Origin of the sequence: Devosia alba (assembly GCF_039938915.1) — a bacterium.
Taxonomy (GTDB): Bacteria; Pseudomonadota; Alphaproteobacteria; order Rhizobiales; family Devosiaceae; genus Devosia; species Devosia alba.
Genome location: NZ_JBDUUI010000003.1, coordinates 103,269 through 122,976, shown reverse-complemented (window position 1 = coordinate 122,976; position 19,708 = coordinate 103,269). Strand labels below are relative to the sequence as shown.

Sequence of the window (19,708 nt, the reverse complement as noted above, 5' to 3'; positions counted from 1 at the left end):
GCGCGGGGCGCTGTGCGGGCCGGTGAGGGCGCTCGCGGCGGGGCAAATGGGCCGTGGCGGATCGCTGGGGGGCCGGCGGGCCGTGCGGGTGCTGCACATGCGGGGTCGCAATGCCGCCGCAATGCTGGACATTTCAGCAGGCCGCGCGATAGAAAGCCAGCCGACCTCTGCGGTGCGCGAGCGCCATTTCTTGGAATGAAAGTCCTCTCATGACCAGCGTTAACGACCTGCGTTCGAGCTTCACCCAGTATTTTGTGCGCAATGGTCATGAGGCCGTGGCCTCAAGCCCGCTGGTGCCGCGCAATGATCCGACGCTGATGTTCACCAATGCGGGCATGGTGCAATTCAAGAACACCTTTACGGGCGTCGAAAAGCGGCCCTATTCGCGCGCCGTCTCGGCGCAGAAATGCGTGCGCGCCGGCGGCAAGCACAATGACCTCGACAATGTGGGCTTTACCGCCCGCCACCACACCTTCTTCGAGATGCTGGGCAATTTCTCGTTCGGCGATTACTTCAAGGCCGAAGCGATCGATCTGGCCTGGAACCTGCTCACCAAGGAGTGGGATCTGCCCAAGCATAAGCTGATGGTCACCATCTATCAGGATGATGACGAGGCGATGGCGCTGTGGAAAAAGATCGCCGGCCTGGGCGAGGACCGGATCGTGCGGCTCGGGGCCAAATCCAATTTCTGGCAGATGGGCGACACCGGGCCGTGCGGTCCATGCTCGGAAATCTTCTATGACCATGGCGACAAGGTGTGGGGTGGCCCACCCGGTTCGCCCGACGAGGATGGCGACCGCTGGATCGAGATCTGGAACCTGGTGTTCATGCAGTACGAGCAGCAGGCCGATGGCAGTCGCGACAGCCTGCCGCGCCCCTCGATCGATACCGGCATGGGTATCGAGCGCGTCGCGGCAGTAATGCAGGGCGTGCATGACAATTACGATATCGACCTGTTCAAGGCGCTGATTGGCGCCGCCGCCTCGGCAACGGGCGCGGATGTGGCGGGCCCGGGCAATCGCAGTCTGCGGGTGATCGCCGACCATCTCCGCTCGATGAGCTTCCTGATTGCCGAGGGCGTGCTGCCCTCCAATGAAGGCCGGGGCTATGTGCTGCGCCGCATCATGCGCCGCGCCATGCGGCACGCGACTCTGCTTGGCGCCGAAGAGCCGGTAATCTTCAAGCTGGTGCCGACACTGGTGCGGGAAATGGGCCAGGCCTATCCCGAACTGCGCAGTGGCGAAGCCATGATCGCCGAGACGGTCAAGCTGGAGGAGGGACGCTTCCTCAAGACGTTGGGGCGAGGGTTGCAGATCCTGGCCGACGAGACCAAAGAGATGGGCGAAGGCGCCGTGCTGGATGGCAGTTCGGCCTTCAAGCTATACGACACCTATGGATTCCCGCTCGATCTGACGCAGGATGCCCTGCGCTCGCGCGGCATCACCGTGGATCAGCCGGGTTTTGATGCCGCCATGGCCGCGCAGAAGGCCGAGGCCCGCAAGAGCTGGTCGGGCGCCGGTGGCGCGGCCACCGATACGGTGTGGTTCGGACTGGCCGACAGGCTCGGCCCGACCGAATTTCTGGGCTATGAAACCGAAAGTGCCGAGGCTGAAATCAAGGCGCTGATCAGGGACGGCGCCGAAGTGGCGAGCCTCGGCGCCGGCGAGACCGGCTTTGTCGTGGTCAACCAGACCCCGTTCTATGGCGAGAGCGGTGGCCAGGTCGGCGATAGCGGCGCGCTGCATGGCGACGGGCTGACGGCGCGGGTGGACGATACGCAGAAGTTCCACGGGGTGTTTGCGCACAAGGTGACGGTGGGCGAGGGCACGCTGAAGCTGGGTCAGCCGGTGACGCTGGTGGTTGACCATGACCGCCGTTCGGCGATCCGCTCGAACCATTCGGCCACCCATCTGCTGCATGAAGCGCTGCGCATCGTGCTGGGTGACCATGTGGCGCAAAAGGGCTCGATGGTCTCGCCGGACCGGCTGCGCTTCGACTTTGTGCATACCAAGCCGGTGAGCGAGCAGGAGATGGCGCAGGTCGAGGATATCGCCAATGCCATCGTGCTGCAGAACACCCCGGTCGAAACGCGTCTGATGGGCGTAGACGAGGCCAAGGAATCGGGTGCGCGGGCGCTGTTCGGCGAAAAATATGGCGACGAAGTGCGCGTGGTGGCGATGGGCGAGCCCAATGGCAATGGCCTGGGCTGGTCGGTGGAGCTGTGCGGGGGCACCCATGTGCGGCGCACTGGTGACATTGGCCTGGTCTCGATCGTGGCGGAAAGCGCCGTGGGCGCCGGCGTGCGCCGCATCGAGGCGCTGACCGGCACGGCGGCGCGCCATCGTGGCAATACCAATGTGGCGATCGTCAATGCGGCGGCGGGCCTGCTGCGCGCCGGCAGCCATGAGGTGCTCGACCGCATCGCGGCGCTGCAGGAGAACGTCAGGAAGATCGAGCGTGAACTGACCGACGCCCGCAAGAAGCTGGCTCTGGGCGGCGGCGGCGCTGCCGGATCGGCTGCCACGGCAGACGAGACCGTCAATGGCGTCATCTATGTCGGCCGCACTGTCGAAGGCCTCGCCGCCAGGGACGTGAAGGGGCTGGTCGACTCCGAAAAGCAGCGCATCGGCTCGGGTGTCGTCACCGTCGTGCTCAAGGGCGATGATGGCAAGGGCACGGTGGCCGTCGGCGTGACGCAGGACCTGACCGGGCGCTATGCCGCCGGCGATCTGATCAAGCTGGCGACAGTGGCGCTTGGCGGCCAGGGCGGGGGTGGCCGTCCCGACATGGCCCAGGGCGGCGGACCGGACGGGTCCAAGGCTGACGACGCCATAGCGGCGGTCCGCGCCGCACTCTAGAGCCGACGAACTGGACATCCCCGCGAAAGCGGGGATTTCTGTTTCAGGGGCCCGGCAGGCATAGGGGGCCTAGACCTCGGGGCCCTGCACTTCGGTAATATTGGTCACCGGGCCGGTGCGCAGGGCGCGGTATTCGGCGAAGCGGCCGGCAATGCGGGTGCGGGCGCCGTCGATGAACACATTGACCAGGCCGGAGAGCACGACAATGGCGAGGCCGATATAGGCCAGCAGGTCGGGATACTCGACATAGAAAATGGCACCCAGGGCAATGGCCCAGACAATCTGCACATACTGGATGGGCGCGACCTGGCTGGCGGGCGCATTGCGGGTGGCGGCGATGATCAGCAAATGGCCAATGCCGATGAAGCTGCCACTGATAGCGAGCAGGGCAAACTGGGTTGGGGTCGGCATAAGGAAGGTTGGCGCCATCAGCACGGCGTTGACGGTCACGACATAGAGGGCGGGGATGGCGATTAGGCTGACGCGCTTTTCCTTGCTGGCGATGATGCGCAATATGGTGGTGGTGGCGGCGCCGAAAAAGGCGCAGCTCAGCGCTGCAAGATGACCCAGTTCGAGGGTGCGGAAGCCGGGACGGACCACCAGCATGACACCGACAAAACCCAGGGCCAGCATGGCCCAGCGCGTGAGGTCGACGCGCTCCTTGAGCACCAGCACCGACAGGATGGTGATGAAAAGGGGCATCATGAAGACCAGTGAATAGGTCTCGGCGAATTGGATGTTGACGAAGGCGTAGGTGACGAGGGTGGCCGAGGCCACGCCGGTGAAGGCGCGCAGATGCACGAGGCGCGGGTGGACCAACTGGAAGCTGTGGCGCCAGCGCTCACCCCTGGGTTTGGCGAACAGCGCCGGCAGCAGCGAGAAAATGGCGATGAAAAAGCCGATCTCAAAGATCGACAGGCTCTGTCCGAAGCCCTTGATGATGGCATCGCCGCAGGAATAGACCGAATAGGCGACGACCGCATAAATCACGCCGACCTGCATGTGACACCCAAACTGACGCTGTAGGAATTTTGATACGGTATCGGGTCGCCGCATGGGTGTCGATGCGATAATGCCGATCAGGCAGCGTGACCAGCAAAAATGAAGTGGGCCGTCCGGTGGATTTCCGGGCGGCCCAATGGTCGGCAATTGACCCTGGTCTGGGCGTTAGAAGGAGCCTTTGAGCCCGCCACTGACGGCGAAGACATAGCCGGTATCCCAGCGCTCGCCCCGGGCATTGGAGCCGGCGCCCAGCGTGCTGGCGGAAACGCCACCGGTGAGCTGGACACTGGGCGAGAAACTGTAGCTGCCACCCAGGGAAATGCCATAACGGTCGGTCTGGGTACCTGAGGTCAACACGCCGCCAGCGCCGGGTGTCGAGGTGCCCCGATCCCAGCTCAAGGTGCCGACGACGCTGAGCTGTTCGTTGACAGCATGGCCGATGCCGGCGGTGACGGTCCAGCCGTCACGGTAGTCAAACGACGAAACCAGCGGGGCGGCGATAGTGGTCACGGTGAGGCGCTGCAGCGTTGCCCAGTTCATCCACTTGACGGAGCCCAGAGCCAACCAGCCCGGCGCAATGCCGGTCTGACCGCGCAATTCAAATGATTGCGGCGTGGTAACGTCGGCTGATGCTGCGCCACCGTAGGCGGTGCCATTGAGGGTGTAGTGGACGGGCGCATTGTAGATGGCGCTGACGCGCAGGGCGTATTCGGGGATTTCATAGGCCAGACCAGCGCGCCAGCCGGTGGACCAGCCGTTGATGGAGACCGGTGTGCTGGCGGTCGTGCTGGTCGGAATGGCTGCCTGGTAGTCAAGATTTTGGGCTGAGACGCCACCGATCAGGCTGATAATGCCCGGGCCGGCCTGGAATCCCACGGCGCAGGTAAGGCCAGTATCGGTTGAGCGAATGGATTCGCTGACCGCCTGGCTCGTCGTTGCGGCATAGAAATTGGTGCGCGTGGTGTCCGAGCCGAAGGGATTCTGCACGGTGACAAGGCAACTGGCCATGTCGAGAATGTCGGCCTTGAAGCCGGTATTGTAGTGCACGCGGGCAGGGGTGGTGGATACCGTGCCCGCTACGCCCGGACGAGTCACGTTCTTGTCGATATACACATAGGTGGCGCTGGCCTTGGCGGAAAAGGGCGCCGGATCAAACAGTTGATCTCAATCATAGCCATTGGCTTCAAGCCCGCCGGCATAGGCCACCCCCATCAGCGGCAGGCTGGCTGCCAGCCCGGCCAAGGTACCAATCAGTCGTCGATTCATTCTCATATGACCCTCCTAACCATGAATGGCACGCAATGGCGGCCTGCGTGATGCAGCAGGCAACCGTCTCCCGAGTAAAATGGTGACTATCAAGCCAGCCATTCCTCCTAACGCAAGGGAGTTGACCATTACGTCAACTACTAGCGAATTCGCGGCCATCGTCAATGCATCGGGTCCCCAGCATGCGACAGAGCTGGTGAATGTTGCCCTTGCGCAACGTCGGTGTGGCGGCGCAAGCGCGGCCAGCGCGCCACTGGAGCGGTCGTGCGGCGCACAAAAAAGGCGCCTCCGGAGAGGCGCCCTGGCAAGCGGTGCGGCAGATGGTCTTACGACGCCGACATGGCCTTTTGCAGGTTCTGATCGATAGCGTCGAGGAACCCCATGGTGGACAACCACGGCTGATCGGGACCAACGAGCAGCGACAGGTCCTTGGTCATCTTGCCTTCTTCAATGGTGTCGACGGTCACCTTCTCCAGCGTCAGCGCGAACTTGGCCAGCGCTGCATTGTCGTCGAGCTTGGCGCGGTGGGCCAGGCCACGCGTCCAGGCAAAGATCGACGCGGTGGAGTTGGTGGAAGTCTCCTTGCCCTGCTGATGCTGGCGGTAGTGACGGGTCACGGTGCCGTGGGCGGCTTCGGCTTCGACGGTCTTGCCATCGGGGGTAGCCAGCACCGAGGTCATCAGGCCGAGCGAGCCAAAGCCCTGGGCCACGATGTCGGACTGCACGTCGCCATCATAGTTCTTGCAGGCCCAGACATAGCCGCCGGACCATTTCAGCGAGGCCGCGACCATGTCGTCGATCAGGCGGTGCTCGTACCAGATCTTCCTGGCTTCGTACTTTTCCTTGAACTCGGCCTCATAGATCTCCTGGAAAATGTCCTTGAAGCGGCCGTCATAGGCCTTGAGAATGGTGTTCTTGGTCGACAGGTAGCAGGGAACGCCGCGGTCATAGGCGTAGTTCAGCGACGCGTAAGCGAAGTCGCGGATCGAATCGTCGAGGTTGTACATGGCCATGGCCACGCCGGCGCCGGGGGCCTGGTAGACCTCGTGCTCGATGACCTTGCCATCTTCGCCGGTGAACTTGATGGTCAGCGTGCCCTTGCCGGGGAAGCGGAAATCGGTGGCGCGATACTGGTCGCCAAAGGCATGGCGGCCCACGATGATCGGCTGGGTCCAGCCGGGGACCAGGCGCGGCACGTTCTTGCAGATGATGGGCTCGCGGAAGATCACGCCGCCCAGAATGTTGCGGATGGTGCCGTTGGGCGAACGCCACATCTTCTTGAGGCCGAACTCCTCGACGCGCTGCTCATCGGGGGTGATGGTGGCGCATTTGATGCCAACGCCATGCTTCTGGATGGCATGGGCGGCATCAATGGTGATCTGGTCATCGGTGGCGTCCCGGCTCTCGACCGAGAGGTCATAATATTCGATAGGCAGATCGAGATAGGGATGGATGAGTTTGTCCTTGATCGCCTGCCAGATGATCCGGGTCATCTCATCGCCGTCGAGATCGACGACCGGGTTGGCGACTTTGATTTTGCTCATCGAAAATATCTCCTGGAATCCGCATTTTGGCCCATAGGCCGGCTTCGCAGCCCCTATAGCATTGGCTTTGGAAACGCGCAAAGGCGCCGTCCGGCAAGGGGGCATGCCAGTTGACACCGTGCATATGCACGACTACCTGATCAAAAATGAGGAGCGAGTTCGATCTTTGCCTGGTGCTCAATGCCCGCATGGCGGCGCGCGCGGTGACGCGGTTGGCGGATCGCCGCCTGCGGCAGCACGGCATCACGGCGGCGCAGTTCAGCATTTTGACCTGGCTGTGCGATCACCCCGGGCGGTCGGTGACACAGATGGCCAGCGCGCTGGCGATGGATCGCAGCACCCTGTCGCGCAACCTCACCCTGCTCGAGCGCAACGGGTTGGTGAGCACAACTGCAGCAAAACGTGGTAATGGCCGAGTCTGTGCGGTGAGCGAAGCGGGGCGACAGGTGATTGCCGCGGCAATTCCCGAGTGGCGCGAACAGCAGGCACAACTACGTTCCGCGTTGAACGATCCGGAATTTTCGACCGTCATTGCCGCTTTGCAGCAATTGGCGCGACTGCAACAGGATCCCGCGAAAGCCGGGCGCTCAAGAACCAAAACAGGAGAGATTGCATGCTGAAGCCAGATCCGTCGGATCCTATCGTTGTCACCGGCATGGGTGTGGTTAGCCCGTTGGGCGTTGGCGTGCCGACCATGTGGAGCCGACTGACTGCTGGCCGCAGCGGCATTGTGCAGAACGATCGCTTCGATACCACCGGCTTTGGTTCAAGCATTGCCGGGCTGGTGCCGAGCAAGGCAAACGATCCCAATGGCTTTGATCCGGCTGACTTCATTGACGGCAAAGAGATCAAGAAGATGGATCTGTTCATTCAGTATGCCATCGGTGCGGCGCATGAGGCGCTTGAGCAGGCCAATTGGCACCCCACCACGCTGCAGGATCAGCAGGCCACGGCGACCATTATCGGGTCGGGCGTTGGTGGTTCGCCCGTGATGGGCCGGGCTGTGGAAATCATCAACACCAAGGGCGCGCGCCGGCTGTCGCCGTTCACCATTCCCTCGTTCCTGGCCAATCTGGCGGCGGGCTGGTTGTCGATCCTGCACAGTTTCCGTGGCCCGATCGGCACGCCGGTAACGGCGTGTGCCGCTTCGGCCCAGGCCATTGGCGATGGCATGCGGCTGATCATGACCGGGGAAGCCGAAGTGGCGGTGGTTGGCGGGGCCGAGGGCTCGGTCGATCCGATCTCGGTAGGCGGGTTTGCCGCCTCGCGCGCGCTGGCCACCTCGTTCAATGATCGGCCGCAAGAGGCATCGCGGCCATTCGACAAGGGCCATGACGGCTTTGTGCTGGCGGAAGGCTCGGCTGTGCTCGTGATCGAAAAGCTGAGCCACGCCAAGGCGCGCGGCGCGACGCCGCTGGCCATTCTGGCCGGCTATGGCACCTCGGCTGACGCCTATCACCTGACGTCGGGTTCGCCTGATGGCGCCGGTGCGCAGGTGGCGATGCGCAACGCGCTGACCATGGCGGGGATTGATCAGTCGCAAATCGGCTATGTGAATGCGCATGCCACATCGACCGCCGTGGGTGACGCCGCAGAGATCGCCGGCCTGTCGGCCGTGTTCACCGGACGTGGCAAGGATCTGGCGGTATCGTCGACCAAGTCCGCCACCGGCCATATGCTGGGCGCCGCCGGCGCGTTTGAGGCGGTGGTGTCGGTGCAGGCGCTGCGCGCGGGCCTGTTGCCCCCCACAATCAACCTGACGGATCCGGAAGAGGAAGCCGACAAGTTTGACCTGGTGCCCAACGTGGCCAAAGCCAAAAGCGTTGATTATGTGCTGTCGAACTCGTTCGGCTTTGGCGGGGTCAACGCTGCACTGGTGTTCGGCAAGATCTAGTCGCTGACCGCCTATTTGGGCGGCAAGGTGCTCACAAAGGCGCGGGCGATGGCGATCCATTGAGCAAGGCGATCATCGTCTTCAATGGCATCGCCCGCGACCATTACGAAGCCCGACATGGTACGGTCTGTAAAACTCATCGGGCTGGCGCCGGGCAATTGCAGCGTTGCTGCATAGGCGGGCTTGCCGCAGCGCACCAGCAGGCTCCCATCCTTGAGCGGACCCACCAGCATATTGCCGTGCCACATGAAGACGACGCCGCCAAACATCCTGCGCTCGCCGATATGAGGGTCGCCGGCCAGTTGCAGGCGGATACGGTCGGCCAGTTCTTGCGAGGCCATGCTCATGGCGGGCTCTCCACCCGATAGGTGGTGTGCCGGGGCAGGTGATCGGCAATCAGGTCCCAGGCCTGCTGGCTGCGCGCAAAGATCAGTTGATTGGGCTGGTACCAACTATTGTTGCCGGCAAAAAAGCCGACCGCAATCATGCGAATGTCGGGCGCGCGCGAGGACTGGCCATAGAGTGGCGTGCCGCATTCCGAACAGAAGTGGCGGGTGAAAACTGCGCCGGAATCGCTTGGCCGGGCAAAGGATTTTGGCGCGCCGGTGACGGTCAGGGCGGCCAAGGGCGTCAGCGCCACGGTGGCGTGGCCGGTGCCGGTGGCGCGCTGGCAATCAAGACATGAGCACATGAACATCGACACCACGGGGCCGTTGATGGCCATGGTGATGGCACCGCACGCGCAGGGGGCGGAGATGTCGATGCTGGGGCGACCGGAATTGCTCATGGGACAAGGCTGACACGCGCCGGGCAGGCGGGCAAGCGGCAGGTTCTTGCCTTTGGCCGTGGCTGGGGCAACAGTGGGTCCGGCCACGAGGGACGGCATGGCGCTCTATCCGAACTATCCATTGCAGACCGAACGCTTGCGATTGCGGCCTTTCACGCGGGGCGATGTCGATGCGGTATTTGCCTATCGGCGGCGCGAGGATGTGGCGCTTTACCTGTTTGACGGGCCGCTCAGCCGGGAGGAATGTGCCCTGGCGGTGCAGCAGCGCATTGGCCAGATTGCCCTGGAGGGCGAGGGCGACAAGGTGGTGCTCGGCGTCGAACTGGCGAGCAGCGGGGCACTGATCGGCGAAGTGTCACTGATCTGGCGCAATGTGGACGCGCGGCAGGGCGAAATTGGCTGGATCTTTGACCCCGCCTATCAGGGGCACGGCTACGCCACCGAAGCGGCCAATGCCCTGCTCGATCTGGGATTTGGCCCGGGCGACATGCATCGGATCGCGGCGCGCTGCGACGTTCGCAATATTGCGTCCTGGCGCTTGATGGATCGGCTGGGGATGCGGCGCGAGGCACATTTTCGCGAGCATGCCCTGTTCAAGAACCAATGGGATGAGGAGTTTGTCTATGCCATTCTCTGGCAGGAATGGCACAGCCGGCGTGAGGTCTCCAACGCCGGATGATTGTTCGCCAGCAGGGGGTGGTGAGGAGCAAGTTATTCCACCGTCCGTCCGGAACCGGCGCCGCAGGTTGACGTTGTCCTGAAAACACAGATGACGACCATGTCAGTCCATCCAGGGAGCAGCGCCATGTCACCAGCATTGCCTATCGATACCGATCGCCTGGTTCTGCGTCGTTTTGAACGGTCCGACCTGTCGGCCCTGTGTGAGTATCACGTCCTGCCGGCCATGCAGCGCTATACGCTGGGACGGACGCGCGACCGTGATGAGGTGGCTGGCGCGCTCGGCAACATGCGCGGCCAGATCAGCCTGCAACGCCCCGGTGATACGCTGACCCTGGCCATGATCCGCAAGGATGACGAGAAACTGCTGGGCCATGTTTCGCTGCACTGGACCGATTGCACCGCCGGGCAGGGCGAGTTTCGGTTTCTGATCAATCCGGTGCACTCGGGGAGTGGTTTTGTTCGTGAGGCGCTGACGGCGCTGTTTGACCTGGCGTTCGGGCATTATCGCATCCACCGGCTGATGGCGCGCTGCGACGGCCGCAACCACAATTCCATCAAGCTGCTGCAGCAGATGGGATTGCGGCTGGAAGCGCATTATCGCGAGCATGCGCTGTTTCAGGGCGAGTGGGACGAAGAACTGCATTTCGCCATTCTTGATCGCGAATGGCAGCGCTCGAGCAAGGTCGAGGACCTGCCGCCGCGCCACCGCGTCGCCTGATTGCGTCGGGGCGGTAAAACGAGCTATGTGCGCCTGATCTAAAGGATTGGGCGCCATGGCCGGAACGAACTCCTCCATCAAAATCGAGCTGCAGCCGTCGCCGGTGGTGATCCTGTGTGAACCCCAGCTGGGCGAAAATATCGGCACGGCGGCGCGGGCCATGGCCAATTTCGGGCTGTGGGAGCTGCGTCTGGTGCGGCCGCGCGATGGCTGGCCCAACGAGAAGGCAATTGCCGCGGCCAAGAAGGCCGACCATGTGATGAACAATGCCACGGTGTTCGAGACCCTTGAGGAAGCGGTCAAGGATCTGACGCTGGTCTACGCCACCACGGCGCGGATGCGCGGCATCCAGAAGGACGTCATCGGCCCCGACGAAGCCGGCAGACGGATGGCCAGCCATATTGGCGGCGGGCAGAAGGCCGGGCTGCTGTTTGGCCGCGAGAAGTGGGGCCTGCTCAACGAGGAGGTGGCGCTGGCCGACATGATCGTCACCCTGCCGGTCGAGCCCGCCTTTGCCTCGCTGAACATTGCCCAGGCCGTGTTGATCCTGGCCTACGAGTGGCGGCGTCAATCGGGGCAGGCCGAGACGCTGCCGTTTGGCAGCCTGCTGCACGAGGTTGCGCCACGCAGCGAACTGGTCGGGCTGTTCGAGCAGTTGGAGGGGACGCTGGACGAGAGCGGGTTCTTCACCTCGCCCGATAAACGGCCAACGGTGATCGACAATCTGCGCACGGCGCTGACGCGGGGCAATTTCTCGTCGCAGGAAATCCGCACGCTGCGCGGGGTAATCTCCTCGATTGACCGGCGCCACCAGCGGCCAAACCCCAAACGGTTGAAGCCGGCACCCAAGACAGACTGAGAATTGCTGGCGGCGAACGGCTTTCCGGTTTTTTGGGCTTTGACGGCAGGCGCGCGCCGTGCACATTCCGCGCCATGAGCACACTAGCCCCATCTGACCGGTCCCATATTGCCTTCAGCTATGTCGGCTTCCGGTTTTTCTGGCTGACAACGCTGCTGGTCAGCTTTGCCGTGCAGATCATGTCGGTATCGATCGCCTGGCAGATCTATGATGTGACCGGCAATGTGCTGCTGCTGGGCCTGGTGGGACTATCGCTGTTCCTGCCGGCGCTGGTGCTGATCCTGGTCACCGGGCTGACTGCGGACCGGTTCAACCGCCGCGGTATCATGGCGGTATGCCTGGGGGTGGAACTGCTCTGCGCGCTGGGGTTTCTGGCTCTGGTCAATGCCGAGGCGCACGAAGTCTGGCCGATTTTCGGCATTTTGATCGTGCTGGGGACGGCGCGGGCGTTCTGGGGCCCGGCGGCGCAGTCATTGGCGCCCAATCTGGTGCCGCCACAGGCATTGTCCAATGCCATTACGGTCAATGCGTCCGCCTGGCAATTTGCCTCCATCATGGGGCCGGCGGCTGGCGGGCTGCTGTATGGCGTAGCGCCGATGGTGGCGTTTGGTAGCGCAGGGGCGCTGCTGCTGGTGGCGATGGTCTGTGTGCTGTTGATCCCCAGGCCGGCGCGGCGCGAGTCGCAGCAGGCGACGAGCCTGGACACCATGCTGGCGGGCTTTCGCTATATATTCTCCAACAAGGTGGTGCTGGGCGCCATTTCGCTGGACATGTTTGCCGTGCTGATGGGCGGGGCGGTGGCGCTGCTGCCGGTCTATGTGAAGGATATCCTGCATGCCGGGCCGCAGGAACTGGGCGCGCTGCGAGCGGCGCCGGGAATTGGCGCGATCGTGACGGCATTGTATCTGACGCGCTTCCCGATCCGCGACAATGCGGGCAAGGTGTTGTTCCTGTTTGTCGGCCTTTTCGGCGTGTTCACCGTGGCGTTCGGATTGTCGACCACGGTGTGGATTTCCATTCCGGCGCTGGTGCTGGTGGGCGCCGCCGATATGGTGAGCGTCACCATTCGCGAGACCATCATGCAGTTGTGGACACCCGAGGCGGTGCGTGGCCGCGTCAATGCCGTCAATTCGGTGTTTGTCGGGGCCTCCAACGAGCTGGGCGAGTTTCGGGCGGGGACTGTGGCACATTTCATCGGGCCGGTCGCGGCAGTGGTGGTGGGCGGGTTTGGCGCCATTGCCATTGCCGTGATCTGGAGCCGGGCGTTTCCCGGGCTGCGCAATCAGCGCACGCTGGACAAGAAAATGGCCTAAAGCCCCGTCCGGCTTGACTCCAGACCATCCCGAGTCTATCACCCGCGCACCTATAGAGACCGCAAGGTCCTTAGGCGCACCCGGGATCTCCTAACATAATTGGGGTCTGTCGGTCACTCGCGAGGGTGACAGAGGAGGGCGCGATCCATTCAACTATTAGAAGGATACGCGATGTCGAAGCGTCATTCAGCCAAGTACAAAATTGATCGCCGTCTTGGCGAAAACATCTGGGGTCGTCCGAAGTCCCCGCTCAACGCCCGTGCCTATGGCCCCGGCCAGCATGGTCAGCGCCGCAAGGGCAAGCTCTCGGACTACGGTCTGCAGCTCCGCGCCAAGCAGAAGCTGAAGGGCTATTATGGTTCGGTCACGGAAAAGGCGTTCAAGCGCCTCTACACCGAAGCTGCCCGCGTCAAGGGCGACACCGGCGAGAACCTGATCGGCCTGCTCGAGCGCCGTCTGGACGCGGTCGTGTATCGCGCCAAGTTCGTGCCGACCGTGTTTGCTGCGCGCCAGTTCGTGTCGCATGGCCACATCCTGGTCAACGGCAAGCGCGTCAACATTCCGTCCTACCAGGTTCAGATCGGCGACAAGATCGAAGTGCGTGACCGCTCCAAGCAGCTCACCGTGCTGATCGAAGCCACCCAGCTGGCCGAACGCGATGTGCCTGATTATGTCGATGTCGACCACAACAAGATGACCGCGACCTTCGTGCGCGTTCCCGCGCTGTCGGATGTGCCTTATCCGGTGCAGATGGAACCAAACCTGGTCGTCGAATTCTACTCGCGCTAAGCGACGCAGAATTCCAGAATTGGAAAGGGCCGCTCCTCAGGGAGCGGCCCTTTTGTTTGTGCCATATTGGCCAGTTCTAGAACTGGGCCGGCTGACGGGGAAGGTCGTCGCTGGTCGGGACTTCGGCCAGAGACTGCAGGAAGATCGGGTCGTCATAGTCATTGGCGGCAATGGCGTCAGGCGGGATATTGTTCTCGAAGGCCCGCAGACGCTTGAACACGGAAATTAGCGAGATGATCGTGGTCCAGGAACTGGCGAGGAATTTGAACGAGTCCTCGACCTGGCCGAAGGCATTGCTGACCTGCTGGAACAGGCCGAGCGTCAGCGCGCCGGCAACGATGGAGGGTCCCATGGCGATCAGTGGGACGAAATTGGAGCCCTGCAGATAGGCGTATCGGGCGATGTTGAAATAGAGATAGTGCCGGTACAGCCGAAAGTAGTTGGTTTGCATGTTGATGAACAACTGCCGCAGGGTCACCGGTTCAGCACGCTCACCACTGTCCTCGCCATAGACCAGTTCCTTGCGGAAAGCGGCTTCGACCTTCTGGTTTTCGAACTCAAGTCCGGGCAGCTTCCAGCCGACCGCCGCCAGAAGCACAGTACCGAAGGCCGACGACACCAGGGCGACCCAGACCAGACTGCCATTGACCGCGCCGAAGAATGGCAATTCGGTAATATTGCTGGACAGTTCCCAGAGCAGGGGCAGGAAGACAATCAGCGTCATCACCGACGCCACCAGCGACACAGCCAAGCCCTCAACGATGTTGGCAAAACGCTGGGTATCTTCCTGGACACGCTGGGAGGCGCCTTCGATGTGGCGCAGGTGCTGCCAGTGGCTGAGATAGAAGAAGCTCATTGCCCGGCGCCAGCGGAACAGGAAATGGGCAATGAAGAAGGCATTGAGCACCAGCACCGTGATGTTGGGGATCAATACGTAAGCGACCGTCCAGATCTCACCCAGGAACTGATCAAGCGTCACTGTGCCGGGGGTGGTCAGGGCGGATTGGATCAGGTTGTAGAACGAGCCGTACCAGTCATTGAGCCAGGCGCTGATCTGAACATTGAAATACACCACCTCGATAATGGTGACACTGCCCACAACTGACCACCAGTACCAGCGGCGATTGCCGCCGATCCAGTACCAGGGAACGCAGAACAGGTAGCCGCTGAACAGCACGTACTGATAGAGCCACACCTTGTCGGGCGAAAAAAACGGCGCCGGGTCGGCTTCGCTAGGTGCGATACCCAGCCAGGGGCCCAGACTGAGCCCGGACTGGAGCTGTGGTCCGACGGTGTACCAGGCCACCATAACCAGCGCGACCCAGCACAGGGCGGCGGTAAAAAACAAACGAGGATTGGGAAAGAATGAGCGAAACACCGCGTGACTCCTGGGTGTCCAAAGATGGGCTATCTAGCCGTGGCAATTGGATTAGCACAAGCCGAAGAAGTTAAGCTTTGGTAAGGTTGGCCGCCTGCACGGACCCTTCCCCTTTGCGCGTCGGGGCGCTATCAGCGGGAGCGGTATAAAAAGAGAGTTTCATATGAGTGAGGGCATGATGCGCGCTGCTGCAGCGCCGCTGATCGATGCGACCGATGAAACCGATTCGGGCGCGCATCCGATCTATGCGCATGCGCCGCGCTCGGTGGAGTTCAACAAGCTGCGCAAGCGGTTGATCCGGCAGACGCGCGAGGCGCTGGAAAAATTCGCCATGGTGCGGGCGGGCGAAAAATGGCTGGTGGCGCTGTCGGGCGGCAAGGACAGCTACGGGTTGCTGGCGCTGCTGCTGGATCTGAAGTGGCGCGGCCTGCTGCCGGTGGAACTGCTGGTGTGCAATCTCGATCAGGGACAGCCGAATTTCCCCAAGCATATCCTGCCCGAATTCCTCACCAGGATCGGGGTGGCGCACCGCATCGAATACAAGGACACCTATTCGATCGTCACCAGCAAGCTGCCGCCCGGGGCGACCTATTGCTCGCTGTGCAGCCGGCTGCGGCGCGGCAATCTCTATCGCATCGCGCGCGAGGAGGGCTGCACCGCGCTGGTGCTGGGGCATCACCGCGATGACAGTCTCGAAACCTTTTTCATGAACCTGTTTCATGGTGGCAAGCTGGCGGCGATGCCGCCACGGCTGCTCAATGATGAGGGCGATATCGAGGTGCTGCGACCGCTGATCTATTGTGGCGAAGAGGATCTGCAGCGGTTCTCCGACGCGATGGCGTTTCCGATCATCCCCTGTGATCTGTGCGGCAGCCAGGACGGGCTGGAGCGCAATGCGATGAAGGCCATGCTCGCCGATATCGAAAAACGCATGCCCGGCCGCAAGGATGTGATGATCCGGGCGATGGGCAATATCAATGCCAGCCACATGCTCGATACCAAGCTGTTTGATTTCAATGCGTTGTTTGACAAGAGGACCGCATCTTGAACTTTGACGTGATGGCACTGGCCAATATCCTGCGTGACGCCGCCCGGGCCGAGGCCCTGCCGCGCTTCCGGCGGCTGGATGCCTCCATGGTGACGACCAAGAGCGAAGCCATCGACCTGGTCACCGAAGCGGATGTGGCGACCGAAGAGGCGATCAAGATCGCGATGGCGCGGTTCATGCCCGCGGCGCTGTTTGTCGGCGAGGAATCGGTGGCGGCCGATCCGGCGCTACTCGGGCGGCTGGCGGATGCCGAACTGGCCGTGGTGATCGATCCGATTGACGGTACGGCCAATTACGCCGCCGGGCTGCCGCTGTTTGCCACCATGGCGGCGGTGGTGTCGAAGGGCGAAACCGTTGCCGGGATCATCTACGATCCGATGGGCGATGACTGGATGATGGCCGAGAAGGGCTCGGGCGCCTGGTTGCGCCGGCCCGATGGGGAAGCGGTGCGGCTGTCGGTTGCCGCGCCGCTGCCGCTGGCCGAGATGGTGGGCTGTGCGTCAGTGTCGTATCTGCCGGTCAACAACCGCGCCCAGGTGCTGGCCAATCTGGCAAAGGTGCGTGTTGTCTCCAATTTCCGCTGTGCCGGGCATGAGTATCGCACGCTGGTATCGGGCCATTCGCAGTTCAGCTGCTGGAACAAGCTGATGCCATGGGACCATCTGGGCGGAGTTTTGATGAGCCAGGAGGCCGGTGGTTATGCCGCGCGGCTCGATGGCCAGCCCTATCTGTCGCACCATGTCGATGGCGGGCTTCTGGTCAGCATTGACCGCGACAGCTGGGACGAATTGCGGCGCGAAGTCTTCAGCTTCTAGGCAGGTCTGTCGGCGCCGCAGGAAGGGTCTTGCGGAATCACATAAGTCTGTGCTTATGTGAACCCATGAGCGATACCGATATTTTCAAGGTTCTGGCTGATCCGACCCGGCGCGCCGTGCTGGAGCGGCTGGCCGGCGACGAGTTGACGGCCACGCAATTGCGCGAGGGTTTTGCCATCAGCCAACCGGCGATGAGCCAGCATCTGGCGGTGTTGCGCGGGGCCGGGCTGATCAGCGAGCGCCGCGAGGGGCGCTTTGCCCATTACCGCGTGGCGCCGGACGGGTTGGCGCCGCTGCACGCGTGGATTGCCCGCTATCGTGCCTTCTGGCCCAGCCGGATCGACAATCTCAAAGACCTGCTCAAGGAGATGGATCAATGACGTCAGACGTGGATGAGCTGGTCTTTGAGTGCAGTCTGGACGCGCCGCCGGAACAGGTCTGGCGGGCGCTGACCATCCCGGAATATCTGGCGCGTTGGCTGCAGCCAGCCGAGGATGTCGAGCTGGCGCTGGTCCGGGTCGACGAAAACAAGAGCCTGACCTATCGCTGGCGCGAGGGCGGGCAGGGCGCGGCGCTCAGCAGCGGGGATAGCCTGGTTACCTTCGAGCTGACTCCGACCCTGGATGGCGGCACCTGGTTCAGGCTGACGCATGTACCCCTAGCGGTGCCGGCGGCGGCCAATGGCAATCAGGCCGGGCCGATGATGCTGGCGGCCTAGCGCGCCGAAGGCTGCCCAACCCCGCGACGGTACCGCCCCCCTCCCTGACCCTCCCCGCAAGGGGGAGGGTGATGACCGAGAAATCGACCAACAAATCAACCAACAGGAGCTCGCCGATGCGCGACATGATGCAACTCGTCCCTATGGTGGTGGAACAATCGAGCCGCGGGGAGCGATCATTTGATATCTACTCGCGGCTGTTGCGTGAGCGGATCATCTTTCTCAATGGCGAGATCGAGGACAATATGGCGGCTCTGATCTGCGCGCAGCTGCTGTTTCTGGAGTCCGAAAATCCCGGCAAGGAAATCTCGCTCTACATCAATTCTCCCGGCGGGGCCGTGACGGCGGCGCTGGCCATGTATGACACCATGCAGTTCATCAAGGCGCCGGTGGGCACGCTGTGCATGGGCATGGCAATGTCGGCGGGCTCGTTCCTGCTGATGGCCGGTGAGCCGGGGAGCCGGGTTTGCCTGCCCAATGCCTCGATCATGCTGCATCAGCCGAGCGGGGGCTTTCAGGGCAAGGTCACCGATATCATGCTGCACGCAGCAGAAAGCGAGCGGCTGAAACGGCGCATGCACGGGCTTTATGCCAAGCATTGCGGGCGCACTTATGAAGAGGTGGAAGCCGCGCTGGAACGCGACAATTTCATGACGCCCGAGCAGGCCCGCGACTGGGGGCTGGTGGACCACGTCTATCGCGACCGTGGAGACATCGAGGCGTTGTCACGCCCCGATGCTGGTTAGTGTGCGCTGCCGAGCGCGGGTGCTTCGTCGTCCTGGGCATATTGCTCGCCGACACCGAACAGGCGGCCGTTTTCGGCGATCAGGATGAAGATCAGCGACAGAATACCCATGCCGGCGTAGCCGACGGCCACGGGGATGGTGGTGTTGTTGAACAACTGGCCGATATAGCCGCCAATCACCGCACCGCCGACAGTCTGGATGAAGCCGAATACGGCCGATGCCGAACCGGCAACGGCGCCAAGCGGCTCCATGGACAGCGAGTTCATGTTCGAGGCGGCCCAGCCGAAGCTGAACATGATCACCGCCAGCAGGGAGAAGAACAGCCATAGCGGCAGGAAGCCGACCAGGGCAAAGCCGAGCCAGACGATGCTGAAACCGGTGAAGCACAGCATGGCACCATGCGACAGGCGGCGCATGCCGTAGCGCCGAACAATGCGCGAATTGGTGAATGAGGAGACTGACATCAGGCCCGCCATGGCGGCGAAGGCGACGGGGAAATATTCGCCCAGGCCGTAGATGTCGACATAGATCTGCTGGGACGAGCTGATGAAGCCGAACAGGGCGCCAAACAGGAAGGTGCCGGCCAGGCCATAGGAAATGGCCATGCGATTGGTGAAGACAATGCGGAAGCCCTCGATGATCCCCTTGAAGGTCAGTGGGCGACGCTTGTCCAGAGGCAGGGTTTCGGGCAGCCGGAAGAAGGTCCACAGCCAGGAGGCGGAGGCCAGAAGCGCCATGAAAATGAAGATGGTCTGCCAGGGGCCGGTCAGCAGCAGCACCTGACCGATGCCAGGCGCGATGATGGGGACAGCCATGAAGACCATGAAGGTCAATGACATGACCTCAGCCATCTCGCGGCCGGCATAGCGGTCGCGCACGGCGGAGGTGACAATGACGCGCACGCTGGCGGCGCCGAGACCCTGGATGAAGCGCAGAACCAGCAGCGTGGTGAAATTGGGGGCGAAGACCGCGATGAAGGCGGCAATGACATAGATGCCCATGCCCACCAGCAAGGGAGCCCGGCGGCCGAAACGGTCGCTGAGCGGGCCGAACACCAGTTGGGCCGTGCCCATGCCGATCATGAAGGCGGTGATGACGAACTGCCGCTCGTTCTCGCTGGTGACGCCCAGGGCCTCGCCCATATAGGGCAGAGCCGGCAGCATGACATCAATGGCCAGCGCATTGAGGGCCATCAATGCCGCCATCAGGGCAATGAATTCGGGGCGCGAGAGAACCCGCGTGAAATGATTGGTCATGAAAGAGTCTCAGAAAAGCCGCCGCAGAAATGCCGG

Annotated in this window: 20 protein-coding genes; 13 read left to right on the top strand and 7 right to left on the bottom strand. The window is 62.6% G+C overall.

The genetic code is table 11. From position 1 onward, the window contains the following. Positions 1-209: 209 nt before the first annotated feature. A complete protein-coding gene (alaS, locus tag ABFY71_RS05720) occupies positions 210-2,858 on the top strand; it encodes an alanine--tRNA ligase (protein WP_347945069.1) in 2,649 nt (882 codons plus the stop codon). A 69-nt stretch (positions 2,859-2,927) separates the two neighbouring features. Here the strand turns inward: alaS and ABFY71_RS05715 are convergent, their stop codons facing one another. The 3 genes from ABFY71_RS05715 to ABFY71_RS05705 all read right to left on the bottom strand — a co-directional run bounded on the left by ABFY71_RS05715 (position 2,928) and on the right by ABFY71_RS05705 (position 6,670). After that, a complete protein-coding gene (locus tag ABFY71_RS05715; RefSeq protein WP_347945068.1) occupies positions 2,928-3,860 on the bottom strand; it encodes a DMT family transporter in 933 nt (310 codons plus the stop codon). A gap of 165 nt (positions 3,861-4,025) precedes the next feature. Then, entirely contained in the window at positions 4,026-4,955 is a 930-nt protein-coding gene (locus tag ABFY71_RS05710) for an outer membrane protein transport protein (protein WP_347945067.1), read from the bottom strand. A 497-nt stretch (positions 4,956-5,452) separates the two neighbouring features. After that, complete coding sequence (locus tag ABFY71_RS05705) at positions 5,453-6,670, bottom strand: NADP-dependent isocitrate dehydrogenase (RefSeq protein WP_347945066.1); 1,218 nt, start codon at positions 6,668-6,670, stop codon at positions 5,453-5,455. A gap of 173 nt (positions 6,671-6,843) precedes the next feature. Here ABFY71_RS05705 and ABFY71_RS05700 point away from each other — a divergent pair, with 173 nt between their 5' ends. Then, positions 6,844-7,290, top strand: a complete 447-nt coding sequence (locus ABFY71_RS05700; RefSeq protein ID WP_347945065.1) for a MarR family winged helix-turn-helix transcriptional regulator — start codon at positions 6,844-6,846, stop codon at positions 7,288-7,290. After that, the gene (gene fabF / locus ABFY71_RS05695) at positions 7,284-8,564 is read left to right on the top strand and encodes a beta-ketoacyl-ACP synthase II (RefSeq protein ID WP_305579187.1); all 1,281 of its coding nucleotides are present in this window, start codon (positions 7,284-7,286) and stop codon (positions 8,562-8,564) included. Before ABFY71_RS05700 ends, fabF begins: the two co-directional genes overlap by 7 nt. Positions 8,565-8,575: 11 nt before the next feature. Here the strand turns inward: fabF and ABFY71_RS05690 are convergent, their stop codons facing one another. Next, a complete protein-coding gene (locus tag ABFY71_RS05690) occupies positions 8,576-8,911 on the bottom strand; it encodes a TfoX/Sxy family protein (RefSeq protein ID WP_347945064.1) in 336 nt (111 codons plus the stop codon). Next, positions 8,908-9,450 (bottom strand): GFA family protein, encoded by a 543-nt coding sequence (locus ABFY71_RS05685; RefSeq protein WP_347945063.1) that lies wholly within the window; start codon positions 9,448-9,450, stop codon positions 8,908-8,910. Before ABFY71_RS05685 ends, ABFY71_RS05690 begins: the two co-directional genes overlap by 4 nt. Here ABFY71_RS05685 and ABFY71_RS05680 point away from each other — a divergent pair. The 5 genes from ABFY71_RS05680 to rpsD all read left to right on the top strand — a co-directional run bounded on the left by ABFY71_RS05680 (position 9,449) and on the right by rpsD (position 13,711). Next, entirely contained in the window at positions 9,449-10,030 is a 582-nt protein-coding gene (locus tag ABFY71_RS05680) for a GNAT family N-acetyltransferase (protein ID WP_347945062.1), read from the top strand. The two genes, ABFY71_RS05685 and ABFY71_RS05680, sit on opposite strands and share 2 nt — an antisense overlap. Before the next feature lie 126 nt (positions 10,031-10,156). After that, positions 10,157-10,750 (top strand): GNAT family N-acetyltransferase, encoded by a 594-nt coding sequence (locus ABFY71_RS05675; RefSeq protein ID WP_347945061.1) that lies wholly within the window; start codon positions 10,157-10,159, stop codon positions 10,748-10,750. Between the two features lie 55 nt (positions 10,751-10,805). Continuing rightward, on the top strand, positions 10,806-11,609 hold the full coding sequence (locus ABFY71_RS05670) for an RNA methyltransferase (RefSeq protein ID WP_347945060.1): 804 nt from the start codon (positions 10,806-10,808) through the stop codon (positions 11,607-11,609). Positions 11,610-11,683: 74 nt separating this feature from the next. After that, positions 11,684-12,922 carry an MFS transporter gene (locus ABFY71_RS05665; protein ID WP_347945059.1) on the top strand — a complete coding sequence of 413 codons (1,239 nt, stop codon included), beginning with the start codon at positions 11,684-11,686 and terminating at the stop codon, positions 12,920-12,922. 171 nt (positions 12,923-13,093) lie between these two features. After that, positions 13,094-13,711, top strand: a complete 618-nt coding sequence (gene rpsD, locus ABFY71_RS05660; protein ID WP_305579180.1) for a 30S ribosomal protein S4 — start codon at positions 13,094-13,096, stop codon at positions 13,709-13,711. Between the two features lie 76 nt (positions 13,712-13,787). Here the strand turns inward: rpsD and sbmA are convergent, their stop codons facing one another. Further along, positions 13,788-15,089: a peptide antibiotic transporter SbmA gene (gene sbmA / locus ABFY71_RS05655; protein WP_347945058.1), complete on the bottom strand. Its 1,302-nt coding sequence runs from the start codon at positions 15,087-15,089 to the stop codon at positions 13,788-13,790. Positions 15,090-15,267: 178 nt separating this feature from the next. Between sbmA and ttcA the strand changes: the two genes are divergently transcribed. The 5 genes from ttcA (at position 15,268) to ABFY71_RS05630 (ending at position 18,416) form a co-directional block, all read left to right on the top strand. Then, complete coding sequence (gene ttcA / locus ABFY71_RS05650) at positions 15,268-16,137, top strand: tRNA 2-thiocytidine(32) synthetase TtcA (RefSeq protein ID WP_347945326.1); 870 nt, start codon at positions 15,268-15,270, stop codon at positions 16,135-16,137. 11 nt (positions 16,138-16,148) lie between these two features. Further along, complete coding sequence (locus tag ABFY71_RS05645; RefSeq protein WP_347945325.1) at positions 16,149-16,952, top strand: inositol monophosphatase family protein; 804 nt, start codon at positions 16,149-16,151, stop codon at positions 16,950-16,952. Positions 16,953-17,017: 65 nt separating this feature from the next. After that, positions 17,018-17,332 carry an ArsR/SmtB family transcription factor gene (locus ABFY71_RS05640; protein ID WP_347945057.1) on the top strand — a complete coding sequence of 105 codons (315 nt, stop codon included), beginning with the start codon at positions 17,018-17,020 and terminating at the stop codon, positions 17,330-17,332. Then, on the top strand, positions 17,329-17,670 hold the full coding sequence (locus tag ABFY71_RS05635; protein ID WP_347945056.1) for an SRPBCC domain-containing protein: 342 nt from the start codon (positions 17,329-17,331) through the stop codon (positions 17,668-17,670). Before ABFY71_RS05640 ends, ABFY71_RS05635 begins: the two co-directional genes overlap by 4 nt. A 116-nt stretch (positions 17,671-17,786) precedes the next feature. Continuing rightward, positions 17,787-18,416: an ATP-dependent Clp protease proteolytic subunit gene (locus ABFY71_RS05630; protein ID WP_305579174.1), complete on the top strand. Its 630-nt coding sequence runs from the start codon at positions 17,787-17,789 to the stop codon at positions 18,414-18,416. Here the strand turns inward: ABFY71_RS05630 and ABFY71_RS05625 are convergent. Continuing rightward, on the bottom strand, positions 18,413-19,672 hold the full coding sequence (locus tag ABFY71_RS05625; protein ID WP_347945055.1) for a multidrug effflux MFS transporter: 1,260 nt from the start codon (positions 19,670-19,672) through the stop codon (positions 18,413-18,415). The genes ABFY71_RS05630 and ABFY71_RS05625 overlap by 4 nt on opposite strands. Positions 19,673-19,708: the final 36 nt, after the last annotated feature.